This is a genomic window from Acidicapsa ligni, from assembly GCF_025685655.1.
GTDB classification, from domain to species: domain Bacteria; phylum Acidobacteriota; class Terriglobia; order Terriglobales; family Acidobacteriaceae; genus Acidicapsa; species Acidicapsa ligni.
The window spans coordinates 1-17,284 of record NZ_JAGSYG010000005.1 but is presented as its reverse complement, the minus strand read 5'-3'; the positions used below and the strand labels follow the sequence as shown (position 1 = coordinate 17,284).

The 17,284-nt window shown below is 52.8% G+C and carries 14 protein-coding genes; 7 read left to right on the top strand and 7 right to left on the bottom strand.

Annotated features, from left to right (window positions below; all coding sequences use genetic code 11):
• Nucleotide 1 precedes the first annotated feature (1 nt).
• Both OHL19_RS17005 and OHL19_RS17000 read left to right on the top strand, forming a co-directional pair.
• Complete coding sequence (locus tag OHL19_RS17005; protein WP_263358967.1) at nt 2-1,222, top strand: glycosyltransferase; 1,221 nt, start codon at nt 2-4, stop codon at nt 1,220-1,222.
• 65 nt (nt 1,223-1,287) lie between these two features.
• Nucleotides 1,288-2,214 carry a glycosyltransferase gene (locus tag OHL19_RS17000; protein WP_263358966.1) on the top strand — a complete coding sequence of 309 codons (927 nt, stop codon included), beginning with the start codon at nt 1,288-1,290 and terminating at the stop codon, nt 2,212-2,214.
• Between the two features lie 65 nt (nt 2,215-2,279).
• Here the strand turns inward: OHL19_RS17000 and OHL19_RS16995 are convergent, their stop codons facing one another.
• Genes OHL19_RS16995 through OHL19_RS16980 form a run of 4 tightly spaced genes read right to left on the bottom strand, consistent with a single transcriptional unit; the run spans nt 2,280 to nt 7,428 of the window.
• The gene (locus tag OHL19_RS16995; protein ID WP_263358965.1) at nt 2,280-3,710 is read right to left on the bottom strand and encodes a cytochrome c3 family protein; all 1,431 of its coding nucleotides are present in this window, start codon (nt 3,708-3,710) and stop codon (nt 2,280-2,282) included.
• Between the two features lie 18 nt (nt 3,711-3,728).
• Nucleotides 3,729-4,112 carry a c-type cytochrome gene (locus OHL19_RS16990; RefSeq protein ID WP_263358964.1) on the bottom strand — a complete coding sequence of 128 codons (384 nt, stop codon included), beginning with the start codon at nt 4,110-4,112 and terminating at the stop codon, nt 3,729-3,731.
• On the bottom strand, nt 4,102-6,447 hold the full coding sequence (locus tag OHL19_RS16985; RefSeq protein ID WP_263358963.1) for a hypothetical protein: 2,346 nt from the start codon (nt 6,445-6,447) through the stop codon (nt 4,102-4,104). Before OHL19_RS16985 ends, OHL19_RS16990 begins: the two co-directional genes overlap by 11 nt.
• A 27-nt stretch (nt 6,448-6,474) precedes the next feature.
• The gene (locus tag OHL19_RS16980; RefSeq protein ID WP_263358962.1) at nt 6,475-7,428 is read right to left on the bottom strand and encodes a DmsE family decaheme c-type cytochrome; all 954 of its coding nucleotides are present in this window, start codon (nt 7,426-7,428) and stop codon (nt 6,475-6,477) included.
• Nucleotides 7,429-7,867: 439 nt separating this feature from the next.
• Here OHL19_RS16980 and OHL19_RS16975 point away from each other — a divergent pair, with 439 nt between their 5' ends.
• The 4 genes from OHL19_RS16975 to OHL19_RS16960 all read left to right on the top strand — a co-directional run bounded on the left by OHL19_RS16975 (nt 7,868) and on the right by OHL19_RS16960 (nt 11,503).
• A complete protein-coding gene (locus OHL19_RS16975; protein WP_263358961.1) occupies nt 7,868-8,518 on the top strand; it encodes a Crp/Fnr family transcriptional regulator in 651 nt (216 codons plus the stop codon).
• Nucleotides 8,519-8,990: 472 nt separating this feature from the next.
• Nucleotides 8,991-9,233, top strand: coding sequence for a hypothetical protein (locus OHL19_RS16970; RefSeq protein ID WP_263358960.1), 243 nt, complete (start codon nt 8,991-8,993; stop codon nt 9,231-9,233).
• A gap of 169 nt (nt 9,234-9,402) precedes the next feature.
• Nucleotides 9,403-10,395, top strand: coding sequence for a bifunctional enoyl-CoA hydratase/phosphate acetyltransferase (locus OHL19_RS16965; protein WP_263358959.1), 993 nt, complete (start codon nt 9,403-9,405; stop codon nt 10,393-10,395).
• Between the two features lie 76 nt (nt 10,396-10,471).
• Nucleotides 10,472-11,503 (top strand): zinc-dependent alcohol dehydrogenase, encoded by a 1,032-nt coding sequence (locus tag OHL19_RS16960; RefSeq protein ID WP_263358957.1) that lies wholly within the window; start codon nt 10,472-10,474, stop codon nt 11,501-11,503.
• A gap of 133 nt (nt 11,504-11,636) precedes the next feature.
• Here the strand turns inward: OHL19_RS16960 and OHL19_RS16955 are convergent, their stop codons facing one another.
• On the bottom strand, nt 11,637-12,692 hold the full coding sequence (locus OHL19_RS16955) for a HoxN/HupN/NixA family nickel/cobalt transporter (protein ID WP_263358955.1): 1,056 nt from the start codon (nt 12,690-12,692) through the stop codon (nt 11,637-11,639).
• 139 nt (nt 12,693-12,831) lie between these two features.
• Here OHL19_RS16955 and OHL19_RS16950 point away from each other — a divergent pair, with 139 nt between their 5' ends.
• Entirely contained in the window at nt 12,832-15,348 is a 2,517-nt protein-coding gene (locus OHL19_RS16950; protein ID WP_263358954.1) for a TonB-dependent receptor, read from the top strand.
• A gap of 41 nt (nt 15,349-15,389) precedes the next feature.
• On the opposite strand, the gene nikR is transcribed toward OHL19_RS16950, so the two are convergent.
• On the bottom strand, nt 15,390-15,830 hold the full coding sequence (gene nikR, locus OHL19_RS16945) for a nickel-responsive transcriptional regulator NikR (RefSeq protein ID WP_263358953.1): 441 nt from the start codon (nt 15,828-15,830) through the stop codon (nt 15,390-15,392).
• 160 nt (nt 15,831-15,990) lie between these two features.
• Complete coding sequence (locus OHL19_RS16940; RefSeq protein ID WP_263358952.1) at nt 15,991-16,932, bottom strand: hypothetical protein; 942 nt, start codon at nt 16,930-16,932, stop codon at nt 15,991-15,993.
• Nucleotides 16,933-17,284: the final 352 nt, after the last annotated feature.

Genomic DNA, 17,284 nt, shown 5'->3' with positions numbered 1-17,284 from the left:
AATGCGCGTGGTTGTTCTCGCTGATTATGGCCACATTACCGGAGGGGCATCCCAGGTTGCTGTCGGCAGTCTCAATAGCCTTGCGGAAGCGGGGATGGATGTAGTTTTTGTCTCGGGAACTGGCCCTGTCGACCCTACGATTCATCGAGACAAAGTAGAAATCGTCAACTTTGGACTGTACGACATTCTGCAAAATCCGTCGAAGGTCGATGCCTCGATCAAGGGTATTTGGAACTCACAATCTGCGGAACGCGTCCGCGAAGTGTTAGCAACATGCGATCCGGCCGACACTATCGTTCATCTTCATACCTGGACGAGATCTTTGTCTTCAAGCGTGGTGCATGCTGTTGCGAGTCTCGGATTCAAAATGGTATGCACCCTGCATGATTACTTTGCAATCTGTCCTAATGGGGGTCTCTATATTTTCCCTGAGGAAAAGCATTGCCAGTTACGGCCTATGTCTCTCAGTTGCGTAGCTTGTAACTGCGATACTCAAAGTTATGCCCAGAAGTTATGGAGAGTTGGCCGACACTTAGTGCAGCAACAATTGGGCGGCATCCCATCCCAGATAAAATATTTCATCACGGTATCGGACTATTCCGAGAAACTTCTTCGCCCGTGGCTTCCTTCCAGCAGCGAATTTTTCCGAGTCAGCAATCCCATACAGGTTGTACGAACGGCGCCAGCACCTGTTGGCAGTAATCATGCGTTCACTTTTGTCGGCCGACTCTCGAAAGAGAAGGGTCCGGATTTATTCGCCGAAGCAGCGCTATTGGCAAACGTACCCGCTGTTTTTGTGGGATCAGGCCCTAGGCTGGAGAATGTTGCTGCGATTAATAAATCCGCCACGCTGCTGGGCTGGAAAGATCAGGCTGGCGTGGCGAGTGCATTTCAAGGGAGCCGCGCACTGGTCTTTCCTTCGCTATGGCACGAGACGCAGGGCCTGTCGGTCCTGGAGGCTGCGGCATCGGGTGTTCCGGCGATCGTCTCTGATGCATGTGCGGCAAGAGAGGCGATCATCGATGGAGAGACTGGGCTCTTATTTCGGTCAGGAGATGCATCGGATCTATCTGCCAAACTGACGCTTCTCGATCGTGATGCGGCGTTTGCTGCGCGGATTGGGTCCAATGCATATAACCGCTATTGGAGCGCGCCTTCTACATTGGAGTCACACACAAGCCAGCTTATTGCCTGTTATCAAAAGATCCTGAAGCGCGACTAACTGCAGGCGAAGAGGGTTGCAGAATCAACCTGTTGCGGGCTTGAGCATTGATAAACTAAGGAAGCATGTTCAACGTAATCATACCGACTCTGAACGCCGCAAAAGACTGGCCTCTTTTCTCACAGGCGCTGCTCGCTTCTGTACGGCCGGAGCAGGTGCTGATTCTCGATTCGGAATCGACTGACGGCACGGTGGAGTTGGCGCGCATGGCTGGTTTTTCAGTCGTAACGATTGCGCGCTCGGAGTTCAATCATGGAGGGACGCGGCAGCGCGCGGCTACGATGCTTCCCTCGGCAGAGATTCTTGTGTATCTCACGCAAGATGCGGTGCTGGCGACATCGGACGCGGTAACAAAGCTGCTGGCCGCTTTTGAAAATCCAGCGGTGGGCGTGGCTTACGGGCGGCAGCTGCCACGGCCCGACGCGGGCGCAATTGAGGCGCATACGCGTGAGTTCAACTATCCGGCCAGCCCGGATCTGCGGGATTTGACCAGCCGCGGACGTTTGGGAATCAAGACGATATTTATATCGAATTCGTTTGCAGCCTATCGGCGTTCGGCATTGATGCAGGTTGGTGGATTTCCTTCGACCGTGATTTTTGGCGAGGACACTATCACAGCGGCGCATCTGCTATCTGCCGACTATAAGCTGGCCTATGTGGCGGACGCTTGTGTTTATCATTCGCATGCCTACTCCTGGAAGCAGGACTTTGCTCGAAGTTTTGATATCGGAGTTTTGCATAGTCGCGAAGGCTGGCTGCTGGAAAAGTTTGGGCGAGCCACGGGCGAAGGCAAACGTTTTGTGATTTCAGAATTACGCTATCTCTGGCAAAAAGATCCCAAACAGATGCCATCGGCAGTCATTCGTACTGGGCTGAAGGTTCTGGGTTATCGGCTGGGCATGATGGAAGCAAAACTTACGCCGGGAGTTAAGCGCCGCCTCAGTATGCATCCGCATTTTTGGAAGCAGCCGCGCTCGAACCCGTCACTATAGGCTGCAATTCTGCCGTGCGTTTTGCATGACAGAAAGCGTCTTACTTTTCGGTTCTTCGAACGAAGCTACTGCATACCCATCTCCGTGAGAAGCTTTGGACTTGGCTCGTCTACGGCCAGCAGGTTGTGACACATGGAGCAGTCATTGGTAATGCTCTTCCCTACCTTGGTATTGTGATTGCCGTCATGGCAACGGAAGCATCCGGGATAGTCATTGTGGCCGAGGTTATTTGGATGTGCACCCCAGCCAACCTTCATAAAAGGAAAGACATTTCTCCCATAAATACCAGCCAATGCCTTTGCGCCCTGATCAATTTGTGTACGCTGGCTGTTCCAGATAAGCGGGTACTGAGAACGATAGAAATCTTCGAATCCTGAAGTGATTTTTTTGTTCGCTTCTTCTTCCGACGCATAACTCGCCTTGATCAGCGCGAGCCCTTGCTTGTGAGCGAATGGAAGGGATGCACTTGGAGAGCCAAGAGCCATATCTTTATTCAGAGCCTCCTCTGGTGTCTCAAAGGAATGAGCGGCGCGGTTGTGGCAGTCGATGCAATCCATCACATGCTTCTGGCCAGTGACTGCTGCTTTTGAATCGGTGGAGATGAACTCAGTCACCGAACCATCCTCGTTCTTTTTGCTTACCCAGGGAATGGTCTGATTTGTTGCGTCTGTAGATACGTATTCAATATGACTCAAGTGGGCTCCGTGAATCCCGCTCAAGTTGCCAAACTGATTTCGTCCACCGATATGCATCAGCACTAACGAGCGTGTGATCGAATTTTTCTCGTCGTCTGCATACGTGGATTTGACAAGCAGCTTATCGGTAGAGAGTCGCTCAGGGTTATGACAATTGACGCAGGTATCGCGCGCGGCAGGAACCTTGCCATCTGCCATGATGGGCCGCGGATAGTTGTGCAGGATCACCATCAGTAGCTGCTTGGTGCCATTAACCTTCGCATGGATGTATCCGGGCACGCCGGGCGCAACGTGACAGTCCGTACAAGCTACGCCAGCGTGTGGCGCGAAATGATAAGCGCTGAACTCCGGCTTCATTACGTGACAGGTCTGGCCGCAAAAACTGGGCGTATCCATGTACGCGACTCCGCGATAACTCGCGGTACCTACGATGATGAAGTTGATAAACGTCGCAATGATCACGAAGTCTATTCCGTGACGAAAGACAGGATCAGCGAAATCAACCTTGGGAAATATCGAGGGCAGTTGATTGGTGGCCTTCAAGTGACGGCGTCGGAACCATATGCCGATTGGAATAAGTAGCAGTCCAAATATGAAGATTGCGGGCAGGCAGAGGTCGAAAATAATGCCCAGGTAGGGATTATTTGAGCCGCCATGACCGGCAACTGCCACGATCCAAAAACCAATGAGGGTCATGGCGGAGGCGCTGGTAATAGCGCCACCGACAAGGCTTATTGGGTTGTTGCCGAAGAACAAGGCTGGCCTGAGCCAGTTCTTGCTGAAGTTGCTCAAGAGAGTCATGTCCGCTTTGTCCAATCGCTATTTCTTCTGCAAAGTATGAACGTAGGCAATTACCGACTTGATATCTCCGTCAGAAAGCTTACCGCTATATGCGGGCATTTTTCCTTTGCCATTCTTGGTGGCGGCAATAAGGTCCGCGTCCGATTGATTGAGGATCTGAGGATCGTTGAATGGGATTGCTTTCATTGCCTTGCCTGCGGGCGTGTTTCCCATTCCGTCAGCGCCATGACACATCTGGCACTTAGCGGTGTACGTGCTTGCTCCCGAAGCCTGAGCGAACATAGGCACAGTTGCTCCTAACATCAGGCAGATGGTCATAACCTTCACAGCTTGCATGGGGATGTTTATAACTCTCTTTTGTGTACTTACAACGGTATCCAGTATCTGAATGTTAGTACGCATAGTGAACTCCAATGGTGTAGATGTTGCCGTGAAAGTTGCGTGGCGCTGTTGGTCCCACAGATGATTGTTCGCCATAGCCGTAGTAGTTGTAATCGCCTTTGAACGTCCATGCAGGGGTAAGTGTCCAGGCCACACTGCCATAGGGAGACTGGTACCGGGATTGCAGCGAGCCGGGTACTTGTAATGGATTGAGTTGCTCCGTCTTACCGCCAACCGCACTCACGCGATAGCCGAAGCTGGATCGGAATCGTTTGATGGGAGTCAGCACAATAGCAGCCGATCCATATTGTGATGGTGCATCGTAGTAGCTGTTGCCGTAGTAAGCGGAGGTAGCGGTTGAAGTATTGACGGCATTGCCACAGTCCACACCGATTGGCATCGGTGTTGCACCGACGGGCGCTACGCTGTCATCGAAGCAGTTCACCGACTGCGAGAACACATCGATATACCCATAACCGATATCGACTCCAACGTGTTCGTTCGGTGCCAGGGAAGCGGATCCCGAGATGCTACGCGTGTGCGCGAGGTAGTTCACTAACGTGACGTTGTCGCGCTTTTCAAGATCGTTGAACGTGCCGGAGAAGCTTGCCCAACTCTTCGGCTTGTAGGTCGTGCGAACAATATAGTGCTGGAATTGACGTGGACTGGTTTGTACATATGCAGCGTCGGCCCAGCCTTGTTCGAATGTGACGTTAACTCTCCACTCTCGGATTGGCCGCAGGACTAAGCCGAATAATGCGCCTTGTTCGTGGATATCAAAGGTGTAGTCCCGACCAGTTGGCAAAGCATCGGTAGCGACGGATTGTACGAAGCCTATATTGCGTGCACGATAGCGATAGCCGATCGAGAGTTCGGCCCAGCCAGAGGCTTGCCATGCAGCGGTGAGAGTATTTGTCTGCGTTTTCTGACCGAGAAAATTGTTAGCGGTAGTGATCGCTGGAGCGCCTGCTGCTCCAGGAGCCACCAGCATCGAAGCGCCAAGTTGATCGACCTCGGAAAGATATCCAGTCCCCGGTTGACGAAAGTTCTGGAAGTCATACTGATCGGAAAGACTGATTGTCTTTGAGGCATTCCATTCAATGCCATAGTCTACCGATGTATTGATGCGCCTGGTACTGGCACTTCCAGTTGTAGTGGAGGCCCGTTCGGTTGTCCTGCTTTCCAGTCCGTTGAAGTATTCCTGGTAGTTGGCCAGGCTGCTGTTTGCGCCGGTGTAGAGTACGCGGCCGTTCATCTGGATATTTTTCAAGGATGCGCTCTGAAAGCGAAACTCCTCGGTTGGGAAAAGTGTGCGCGTTGGCTCGGAACGTGAATATTGCAGATAACCGTTTTCGCATGGATTGGCGGTTGCAGGTGTGGTTGTACTGCTCAGGATCGCGGGATTGGCGCCACAGGGGCTTGTCGCTTTCGTGCCAGCGGGTGCAATGACGTTGTCGAAACCAAGGCTAGCGGGGACGCCATTCGAGAGTTGTAGATCCAACCCAGCGAGTTGCCAATTGGTATCGCCCTTATAGTGCGTCACATGCTCTTCAAAGGTAAAGGTCGTACGTGGAAAGGGCTTCCAGTCAACGCCGCCCAGCCATGTATCTGTGCTGTTGCGCCAGTTCTGAAAGAGCAAACCCTCGGTACCCATGTGGATAGAGCTATAACTTGGCCCCTGATTGATATTCTGCGAGTAGCCTACTCGAAAACTCAGCTTTGAAATCGGAAGAATCGTCAGGGTCGTATCTGTCATACGCCGAACGGTGTTGAAGAGATGAGTAGCGTTCTCAACTTGCGGGAAGGTGTAGCCGTTGGATACGACTCCCAGGGGAACGAGTGGATTGCCAAGCAGATCGTAGTCGAAGTACTGACGATCGCGCCGGAAGATTCCTTGAAAATCGTAAAGCTTTCCTTTCGACATACGGAGAGTGGTGAAATTATTTGGGTCGCCACCGTATCCGGTACTGCCTTCAAACAGTGTGTCGTACAACGTGTGTTTGGATGTGGGCAGTGCGTGCATCTCCAGCGTGTGATTCAAAATACGTGGGCCCGACTGGAGATTGACCAGCGTGTCATACATGGAGCCGCTGCCTACAGTGTTGGCAATGTGCCCGCCAAGATCAAATGATTGGTGAACGGCATAGCCATCCATCACGGTCATATCTCTCGTCTTGATGCTTACGGAATTGGTTGCCTGCGCAGGAGCATTCACAGCCAGAGTTACAGGACTGGCAACTTGAGCAGCAGAGCTGGATATAAGCATCAACGAAGCCAGCCCGAAGATTGTTGCAATCCGAGCGGAAACGCCAAGGGCCGATCCTGTGCATGCCTCAATCGAGTGAACACGTGTCATCTTGATCTCACCCGCCCATTCCTGAAGCTATTTGAAGTAGATGTTGCTGGCGTTGGAGCCGTGAATTTGTGTATGGCAATTGGTGCAAGCCACATATTGCGCAGATTGATTGTGAACAGGGCCAGTTGGGGAAACAGCATGAGGGAATGCAGCAGTGTTAGTCGCCGAATGGCACTGCAGACAAAGTGTGTTCACGTTGCTTACATTCAACAGTCGCGGATTTTCTGAGCCGTGCGGTGAATGACAGGAGATGCAGCCCTCCACTTTCACAACAGGATGTTCATAGACGAAGGGCCCCGCAGTCTCTGTATGACACTTGGTGCAAATTGCGTTCTGATCTGCGGTGCTTCGGAGCTGCTTGCTTTGGAACGTTCCATGCGGATCATGGCAGTCGGAACACTTCATCAGGCCCTCGCCAACCTTGTGGTGGAAGGGCATGGAGAATTGTGGCTTGATGTCGGTATGGCACTGGAAGCATAGCTGAGGTTGAGCCACTTTAAGTAAGTGCTCTGGCTCCTGGCTTGCATGAACGCTGTGACAACTGACGCAACTAACCTTGGCCTTGCCATGTTCAGATCGCTCAAAGTTGGGATGCGCGCTTTCGTGACAGCCGAGGCACGTTGCATCTACCTGTTTGGCTGAGGCAGTTGCTGGGCTGAAGATCTTAGTCTTGTCTCCGCCGGACTCCACGTGAGCTTTACCAGCGCCGTGGCAACTTTCGCATGTCACGCCTTTGCCGGCGTGCTCCAGCGACAATTTAGCGTGGGGATTCGAGTCGAATTTCTTTGACTCTTCCGTGTGGCAAGTGGCGCAGGTTTCGGAGCCAACATAGTCGGCGGGATTACTCTGAAGATTCGTACTGAGCGGTGGATCTTTTAAATGAGAGTGCTGATTGGCCTCGGCGCCTGCATCGACCACATGCGACTGCCACACGCAGAGAAGTACTCCTGCCATCGCCAAGCCTTTGAGCCAATGTCTCATCTACAAGCACCCTGCTGTGAGCGTCATCCGCTCCTCAGTTGTCATTTCGTTTGAACTTCTATGCTGCACTCATTGCTATGTGAAGGTTAGAAGTGATTCTCAAAAAACTGTTGTGATGGCCATCACAGTTGTCTCACCATCCCTTGCGTAGGATTGATCTTGATTTATCAGTAAGTGATTGAAGAGTGGTGTGGCAGCTATTGCCGACAGAGGGAGCTCTGTGCCGGTTAGATAGAAACTTGCGCCAAGAATCGATACGAGAACGGTTCTCCCAATCGGCATAGTCCCAAATAGAGGGATTATGCACTCGTTATTACGCTTAGTACTCGCACGGTATATATTTAAGCAATCAAGATAGAATTTGATTTGCAGTCGAGGCAACCTCATGCCTAACCGTCCTCTACTAGATTGCGCAAACTGTGAGCATCGCTCCCTACGCATGTTTTGCAACTTAGACGAGCCCGCGCTTGCTGATTACGCGACCATGGGGATAGAAGCAAACTACCCCAAAGGGACAACTCTGTTTCAGGAGAACGACAAAGGCAACGGAGTCTTTGTCCTTTGTACGGGCCAGGTCAAACTATTCTGCACTTCGCGCGAAGGTAAGACTCTGATCCTGAAGATAGCGATGCCTGGAGATGTGCTCGGTCTCGGCGCGGTGATCTCCGGAACCAGGTATGAAGTAACCGCTGAGACGCTTGAGCCTACACAGATTAAAAATATACCGCGAGAGGACTTCCTCCACTTTCTTGAGAAACACGGGCAAGGAAGTTTACATGCTGCGAAGGTCTTATCGGAGGACTACAAAGCTGCATTCTTCGATGCGCGTCGCCTGGCTCTATCCGGATCGGCTGCGGGCCGGCTGGCGGGAGTGTTGCTCGATTGGGGAAAAACGGCTGCTTCCTGTGGCAAGGCCGAGATGCGCTTCACCATGGCTCTCACGCATGAGGAACTCGCCAATCTGGTCGGCACATCTCGCGAGACTGTCACGAGGATGTTGACTCGCTTTAAAAAGGAAAGCCTGATTCAGATGCGAGGATCTTCCATCTTGATTACTGCTCCAGAGCTGCTGGAAAAGCTTTCGGTCTAGCAGCCGATTTATAGATTTTTATAGCAACTTCACAGGGATCGCCTCGGCACGTTGGGCGATTCAGATTCAAGCCGACAGCCCTATCTCCTTAGGCTTTCTTCCTACAGCAACAAAGCTGTGATGAGCATCACAGCGATCAGTGCCGACGAGGAAGAGACTTAGTTCAGGAGAATATTGTGAAACCATTTCACGAATCTTTGACTGACTGTGCTTCGCCCCGTTCGCGGATCGATTGCGCTGACTGCCCCGCGCAATCTGTTTGTCACGACGACTCAATCAAGGGGCAGGTAATGCGTGTGTTGGCGGAGAGACATCCTGCGATTGTTCAGAGCATGCGGGTTGAAGCTTTGCTAGGTGCGGCAAGGATTTCGACTGCTACATCGTGAACGCGCGAGCATTGCCTCGACATTTAATTCCGTGCAGACGGAAACAGCGCCTTGCGTGTTTCAGGTTTAGATCGATAGGAGGAAATATGATCGCCAAAGAAGAAGTATCAGTTGTCGGCGAGCAGACCACGGAACTCAAACAAGTGGGAGTTCCCTTGAATAGCCTTATTAAAACTGAGCGAGCACCCGAGAGCCAGGAAGCCGATGACGCTGAGGAGAACACGGTTAAGAACGTTACTCCTGAAGAACGTCAGCGAATTTTTGAGGCTGCAAGACGCCGCCAGGTACAGCACAACAAGGCTACATCCGGTAAATGGAGCTTGTATTAATCTGCTTCACGTTGCCTGGTAAGCACGGTCGAATAGTTCTTTTATTTCCGGCATCAGCAGAGTCGTGCCGGTGGGCCTCGCTATTGCATTCAAACAACGTGGTTCTACTCAATCAGCGAGAACCACCATTACATCTTGACGCAGGCCAGGCCTGCAAAGGGCATTGTTCATGAGCGATCTTGCGATGTTGATGGAATCGGTCGCGGTTGACCCTCTTATAGATCATCCAGCAGACTTTCATGTCTTCCACCAGTTTTTAGAACGATGCAAGGCTATGCCATCGCTTTCGACTGCGGTTTGCTGGCCTCTTTCCGAAGTTTCGCTTCGAGGGGCGATAGAGGCGGCAGTTGCTGGCATTATCAAGCCTGTGCTTTTGGGGCCTAGGGATCAGTTGCGGGCGTTAGCAAAAACAATTGGCGCAGATATCTCGGGTTATCTGATCGTGAATGCTTCTACGGAAGAACAGGCTGCGCTCATCGGCGTGGGTATGTGCCGCGACGGTCGAACGCAAGCGATGATGAAAGGAAGCTTGCACACCGATGAGCTAATGCGCGCGGTTATAAACCGGGATACCGGCTTGCGCACATCGCGAAGGATCTCTCATGTGTTTGTAATGGATACGCCTGCGTATGCACGCACGGTGCTGATTACGGATGCCGCAATTAACATTGAACCCGATCTTGATGACAAGGTTCATATTGTGCAGAATGCAGTTGATCTAGCGCATGCGTTGGGAATTCCTGAACCTAAGGTTGCTTTGTTATCCGCGATAGAAATGGTGAATCCGAAGATCAAGTCAACGCTGGACGCGGCTGCGCTTTGCAAGATGGCAGAGCGCGGACAGATTACCGGCGCAGTGCTGGATGGACCGCTTGCATTTGATACCGCAGTGAGCGCGAAGGCCGCGCAGATCAAGGGGTTGGTGTCGCCAGTGGCTGGACAGGCAGACATTCTCGTGGTGCCGGATCTTGAGTCCGGCAATATGCTGGCCAAGCAACTGGAGTATCTCGGAGGAGCACAGTTGGCCGGGATCGTATTGGGAGCGAAGGTGCCAGTGATTCTGACCAGTCGTGCAGACTCCGCAGCAACCAGGCTGACGTCATGCGCGGTCGCGTTATTGCTGCACTATGCAAATAGTCCGATCGACAGAGAGAGAATCTGAAGCACAGGTCTATTGAACTTTTCAGGATTGGATGGACTGGCGAACTACAACCGATTGCAGGAAGAGGATTCATATTATGGCAGCAACTATGCAAGTCGCGGCGGTAAAACAATTCGGATCGCCCCTGGTGTTTGAAGAATGGAATGTTCCCTCGCCAGGCCCTAATCAGATTCTCATCAAAACAGAGGCCTGCGGCGTATGTCACACCGATCTTCATGCTGCGAAGGGCGAGTGGCCGATCAAACCTACACTTCCTTTTATTCCAGGCCATGAGGCCATCGGCACTGTTACGGCTGTCGGCGCGAGTGTGACGACGGTGAAGGAAGGCGACCGAGTAGGAGTTCCGTGGCTTTACTCTGCTTGTGGCCATTGCGAGTATTGTTTGTCCTCATGGGAGACGGTCTGCCCGGATGCTCAGTTCGGTGGCTATACGAAGAATGGTGGCTTTGCGGAATATCTTCTCGCCGACCCGAACTATGTTGCTCATGTGCCCAACGGTCTTTCATCGATTGAAGCTGCACCGCTGATTTGCGCCGGTCTCACAACCTATAAAGGAATCAAGGAGACTGAGGCCCGGCCTGGGGAATGGGTTGCCATTTCCGGTGTGGGCGGCCTCGGTCATCTCGCGGTCCAATATGCGAAGGCAATGGGGTTATTGGTTTGCGCTGTCGACATCGATGACGGCAAGCTTGATCATGCCAAGCGTCTTGGTGCCGATCTGGTTTTTAATGCCAAGGCTGGTGATCCTGCTGCTGCCCTCAAGAAGGAGACAGGCGGTGGCGCCCATGGCGTATTGATTACAGCGCCTTCTCTGATTGCATTCAAGCAAGGCATTGGCATGACACGAAAGCGAGGCACATGTGTACTGGTCGGTCTTCCGCCGGGCGAGTTCCCTGTTCCGCTGTTCGACATTGTGGCGAATTGCATCTCCATACGCGGATCGTTTGTTGGAAACCGCAAGGATATGGCGGAGGCACTGTCTTTTGCAGCAGATGGCAAGGTGAAAGCTGACATCGAACTGCAGCCGCTATCTGCGGTCAACCGGATTTTCGAAAGGCTTGAACATGGAGATGTTCCGGCACGCGTTGTGCTCGACCTCACAGCTTAGGCCTTGCGGGGCTTGACGTTCTCCGATGTACATCTATGGACATAGATGTACATCGGCATCTTCGATATCTATCTTCATGCTCTAAGGTCGCGGCGATTGCAAGGAGAGGAGGTGCTACCGTTGGGGAAGCTCTTCAGGTATTCAATTCGAGACTGTCGAAACGACGCCATTTGTAAATTGCTATGGATAGAATCCAGCTCATTGCAAAGAGCGCAATGATGCAATATCCAAGCATTCCGAAGTTATTATTCAGCTCGCTGATCAGGCCCCAGAATGCTCCTGTCTGGCGGAAATGTTTTGCCAGCAATCCGAGGGTTTCTATTCCGCCCACAGCGAAGGCAACTACAACGGAAACGAAGGTGATCGTAACGTTGTAGTAAATCTTGCGAATCGGTTTAACGAAGGCCCATCCATAGGCCCCGAGCATGAGGATATTGTCGGTCGTGTCAATCAACGACATGCCTGCAGCGAAGAGCGCGGGAAAAACCATAATCGACCATAGCGATAACCCTTTGGATACTTCAACCGCTGAAATCCCTAACAAGCCGATCTCTGTTGCAGTATCGAATCCAAGTCCGAACAGGACGCCCAATGGGTACATGTGCCAGCTTTGGCGGATCATTCCGAAAACTGGACGGAATAATCGAGAGAGGAAACCGCGGCTGCCAAGCAGGAGATCGAAGTCTTCCTCGACATAAGGCTCTCCACGCCTGACTCTTTTAAAAGCTTGATAGATGGATCGAAGAACGATGAGGTTTGCGATTGCAATTCCAAATAGAAAGAGACTCGATACGACTGTGCCTACGACTCCTCCTATTTCGCGAACAGCCTCAAAACGGTGTTGCATTGCGAACGCGGTAGCGGCAATGATAATCGAACCGATTACGACGACCGTGGAATGTCCCAGCGAGAACATAAAGCCGACTGCAACGGGACGCTTGCCGTCCTGCATCAATTTGCGCGTGACATTGTCGATAGCTGCGATGTGATCCGCATCGACTGCATGACGCAGGCCAAAACTGTAGGCGAGAAATGCGGTCCCTAGAAGTACAGGGTATCGGTGGAAGGCGACCAACGCCCAAAGCCATGCGGCGATATTGAAAGCTACCAAGAAACCGTATATTGCAATGACTTTTCGCCTGGTATTGCCAGGTGCGTCATTGAGCAAGGCCCGGAATGAGAACGCCATCGGAATGCCCTCTTGATTAAACGCTCGTCGCGTATCAAAGGAAATCTTCCCTGAATTCCGCTTATTCAGTGGTAACACGTTCCCAAAAATCATGCTACCTATACAAACGTACGATATACCCGCTTCGCTCGCGAGGGTAATGTCTACAAATGCAACGTGGTGCTATGACACGCAGAAGCATGAGGTCGATACGTCCTTTGCAGAACTTTTTCTTTTTGCTTATCGGCTAACCACGGCAAATCAATCTATTGAGGCGTTTAGAAAAATGGGATCGCAAGGACGGCAAATCATACTATTTCTAGCTGCGATATTTATAGCCGGCTCTGCGGTGGCACAGTCTGGAGCGACGCGAATCTCCGGGTCTGTGCTTGATCCCGCTGGGATGTCAGTCGTTGGAGCGCACGTTGAGGTTGATTCTGTATCCGGTGCACGGTCAACTGCTACCAGCGGTAGAGACGGAGGCTTTTCGATTGATCTGCCTGCTGCAGGTAAATACACGGTACGAGTGGAGGCTGAGGGGTTTGCCCCTGTCATGTACAAGATGCAATTGAATGTTGATACGCCTAACCTGACATTGCGCCTTCAAAAGATTTCGATAGCTAAGGAAGAGATCGGCATCAACGCGGACGTTAGTCAAATCGATATTGCATCTCCCGATCCGTCACAAAAAATCATGGTGCGTGAAGAGTTACTGGACGCGAATCCTGGTCGTCCCGGAGCTCCTATTTCTATTCCCGGTCTACCGATCGAGACGGCTGCCGGTGGGATCAAGGCTCCGCAATATTTTGCACCAGGGGTTGCCGGGGATCACGGTGAACCGATTGCGCAGTACATCCGGGTTGGCGGCTACCTGGTGCCCAATAACCTTTCCGCGAATGCACATGGCAATGGCTATGCCGACCCTAATATCTACGTGTCGGGAGCGCTGGGTGGAGTGTCAATAGATGACGGTGCGTACAATGTGCTCGAAGGAAATCACTCGCTGAATCTGGCGGCCACGTATCTCCTGCGTCCACAACTGAAACGTTTCGTTACTCTCACGGGGGACTATCGCGATATCGATCTCACTGTAGGTTTAGCGCCCTCAGACCCGGCGAAGAAGGCGTGGCTCGCTCTCGAAGGCAACTACGGGAATGGATTGATGCTCACGCTGGAGCATCGAAAGCAGTTCAAGGGAAATGCGCTGCGCGTCTTCGATCGGGAAAAGCACGAGATCACTGTATTTGGCGATGCGTATTATGGTGTTTCCCATGAGGGTAATCTCGCTCCTGTTGGATTTGGCATGCAGGTGAAAGATACTGTGGACCGGCGGCAGATGGATCAGACGCACACTTTCATACTGGCTGCGAATGATCAGTGGAAGGCTACAGCAAAGGACGAGGTTGCTTTCTCTGGCTATCTTCGCACTTACAATCTGACTTTGTTTTCAAACTTCGGCGAGGGGTTGATTCGGCAAAGCGAGTTTCGAAATGCCCAGGGAGCGGAGGTTCGCGAGACCCATACGTTTGCCTCATGGCTGGAGATGATGGGCGGCGTTCTCTATAACGAAGACGATATTCGTAACGACAATCTCGACCACTATCTGGCGGATCAGCCGTACGTGTATGGCACGTTTCTGAAGGTGTTGGCGAACGATGTGACTATCCGTGAGTTTGCTCCTTATGTTGCTCTGCATGGCGATTTAGGCAAGCATCTGCACTTCTATGCGGGGCTGCGCAATGACCAGGTGCAACTGATCAATACGGACAAGATGAGAGCTGCTTATTCGTTTAACGAATGGAGCCGGTTCGAGAGCCCGAAAGTTACCGCGACATGGTCTCCGGGAACGGGGCCAACGCGCTGGCTGCCTTCGGCGTCGATCAGCCTTGGGCAGGCGTTCTTTACGGAAGACCCACGCACCAATGTCGCGCCTTCCGCGTCGGGCACTGGAGCGGCTGTGTTTGCAAATCCACTGGAGCGCTCCCACTCCTTGCAAGTGGTGCTTGAAAAAGAGTTCTCCGGGACGGATGTTCGCGTGACGGTGAGCAGGACAACAACGACGGCGACTCTTGCCAAGATCGATCCTGACAACGGTTCGGCGGATGACCTGGGACCGAGTACGATCAAGTTTCTAACTGTCAATGTGCGGCACCAATTCAGCTTTGGGAGCTTGCAGGGAATCGTATCCAAGGCAGATGCGCGGTTGGCGACGTTTAACGGAGTCGCCGATACGGTTACGCCGGAAGCACCGCGTACCATTTTCGATGTGCTCACTACGTTGGACAAGCTGCCATTAGGCCTGCATGGACGTGGCGAATACGAATACGTAGGGCACAAGTTTCTGGATGTGGGGAATGCGGCTCATCCGGGCCAATATGAGGCGATTCCGGTGGGTGAAACACGACTTGCACTCGTGCGCTCATTCCTGGATGGCAGGTTGGAACTTGGCGTGGATGGCCTGGTGGCTCGCGGCTACACGGGGCAGACTACCGAGACGTTCGATCCGAACTGGAGTGTGGCCACGAGCTCTACGAACTTGCCATACTGTGCTGCTGGTTCTGGTCCGAGTGGTCTGGCGAAGGACTTCGATTGCGGTACGGTAGAGCGAGCCGTCGGCATACGCATGGTTTCTTATATTGGTGGATCTATCTCCTGGCGATTCGGTTCCACAAGATAGCCACACGCCAGGCTCGTCCTTAGTTCACGCCGCACTGGCACTTAGTGGGAATGAGTGTGTGCGTGGCTCTTCAACTCTTTTCCCGAGTTTGCGAGGACGAGCTTTCCGAGCTCTACACCCTTGAGGGCGCGGATGCGATCTGCCATCGCCTGGATATCTTTGCTGCGACCTTTCATGATGATGACTTCGAGGCAATAATGATGATCCAGATGTACGTGCGTGGCTGCGAGTACCATCGCTCCCGCCGCATGCTGGCTCTCGGTGAGCTTGTCGGCGAGATTGGGAACATGATGGTCGTATACAAGCGTCAATGTGCCTACGACCTGCTTGTTGGAATCTACAATTTCAGCCAGCAACGCTTCACGAATCAGGTCACGTATCGCCTCGCTGCGGTTCTCATATCCGCGTTTGGCAATGAGTCTGTCGAACTCCTTCAACAGATCTTCTTCGAGTGAAACACCAGTGCGACTAAGCTGTGACATAGCGAGTCTCCATGTCGATTGTAAATTGCATCCCTATCTGCTTCGCCTGGAGTGCTTCATCGTTCAGGGAGGTGTGCTCGCGGGTACTGGCTAGGTCTGTCGTACCCGATCCAGAAGCAGGCTGATCCAGATATTTTCTCGGTCACGTCTTCGGTCACGTCTATGGATGTTTTGTTTCGCTGAGTTCTGATACCGCTAACTCTGAAACCGTGCGTGCGAGGCGTGTGCCTTGGGGATCAGCGATGGGATTGAAGGGAAGAAAGATTGCGGTTTCTTCGCGACGGCAGAGGACGTTGCTTGCCACGAGGCGGCGCATTGTGGTGATGGCGGACGAGACGCTGCCACAGTCGAGGCCGATCCAGTTGGCGTAGCCGTGCTTGGTGCTGTGCCTCGTGGCTTGGAGGCCGGTGGCGTCTTCGAGTGCGCGCTCGATGCGCTCGCGGGCTTCTGCATCTTCTGGGCCGATCTCCCATGCGGGTTGCAGCAGTGGGGCTTCGCTGTCGAGCTGGTGGAAGAGGTTTGCGACTCCAAGCTGCTGGAGGCGTATCAGATGGCCGCTCCAATAGTGGGTTGTTTTGGCGGCCACGGTGATGACGTTTTTGATCTCTTTTTCTACGCGAAAGGCAGGCCCGGCAGGCAGCAAAATTGCACCATCTTCCAGGCGTACGGAGACGTTCTCCATGGTGATCGCGCGCAACAGCCACTCGGCCATGGTGTGACTTTTGCAACGTACGCGCAACCAGCCTGGCGAGGAGGATGGCGCTGCCTGCAGGCGGGCAGCGATTTCGATGCCGCGCACGATCTCGTCGCAGACCTTGGCGTAACGCGTGGGCTCGGCGAGGATCGACTCCGGCGTGCCGGGTTCCAGCAGCTTGCCTTTGTGCGGTGGGCCGCCTGCCATAGCGAGGTCACAAAACGAGCCCCACATGCGGTCCCATGCAACGTTACCGTCCACGTCGAAGGCTAACGGGGCCGAACCCATCGAGACGGGCTGGACCTCATCCGTGCGGTCGCGGTAGATACTCGGGAGCAGGGTTTGCAGGCGCTCATCTGCCTGTTGAATGACAGTGGATGTTGTGCGTTGTTTGCTTGTTTCGTTCATGATGATTACTGCCGCCCTTGGGTCAGCCGCTGTTGGGCTGAGCGAATCGATTGCCTGATCTCATGCCCTGATCTCTTGACCGGATCTGATGGCCGGATCTACTGGTCGGACATCTGGCTTCCCTTATGTGCGATTGGGATTGATTCTGGGATTGATTCTGGGAAGCCGAAGGGATGTCGCAAGACAATCCGTGTCCATAGCCATGTCTCTACATTATGGATCAGCAGAAACCGTACACCGTGAGAGTCCTGATCAAGAGTCCTGACTTGGACACTCACGGTGGCATCGTTTGGTAGGCCGGGCATTTTAGCTCCGGCGGTGAATCTGGTTAGCCGTTGAAGGGGCGATCTGC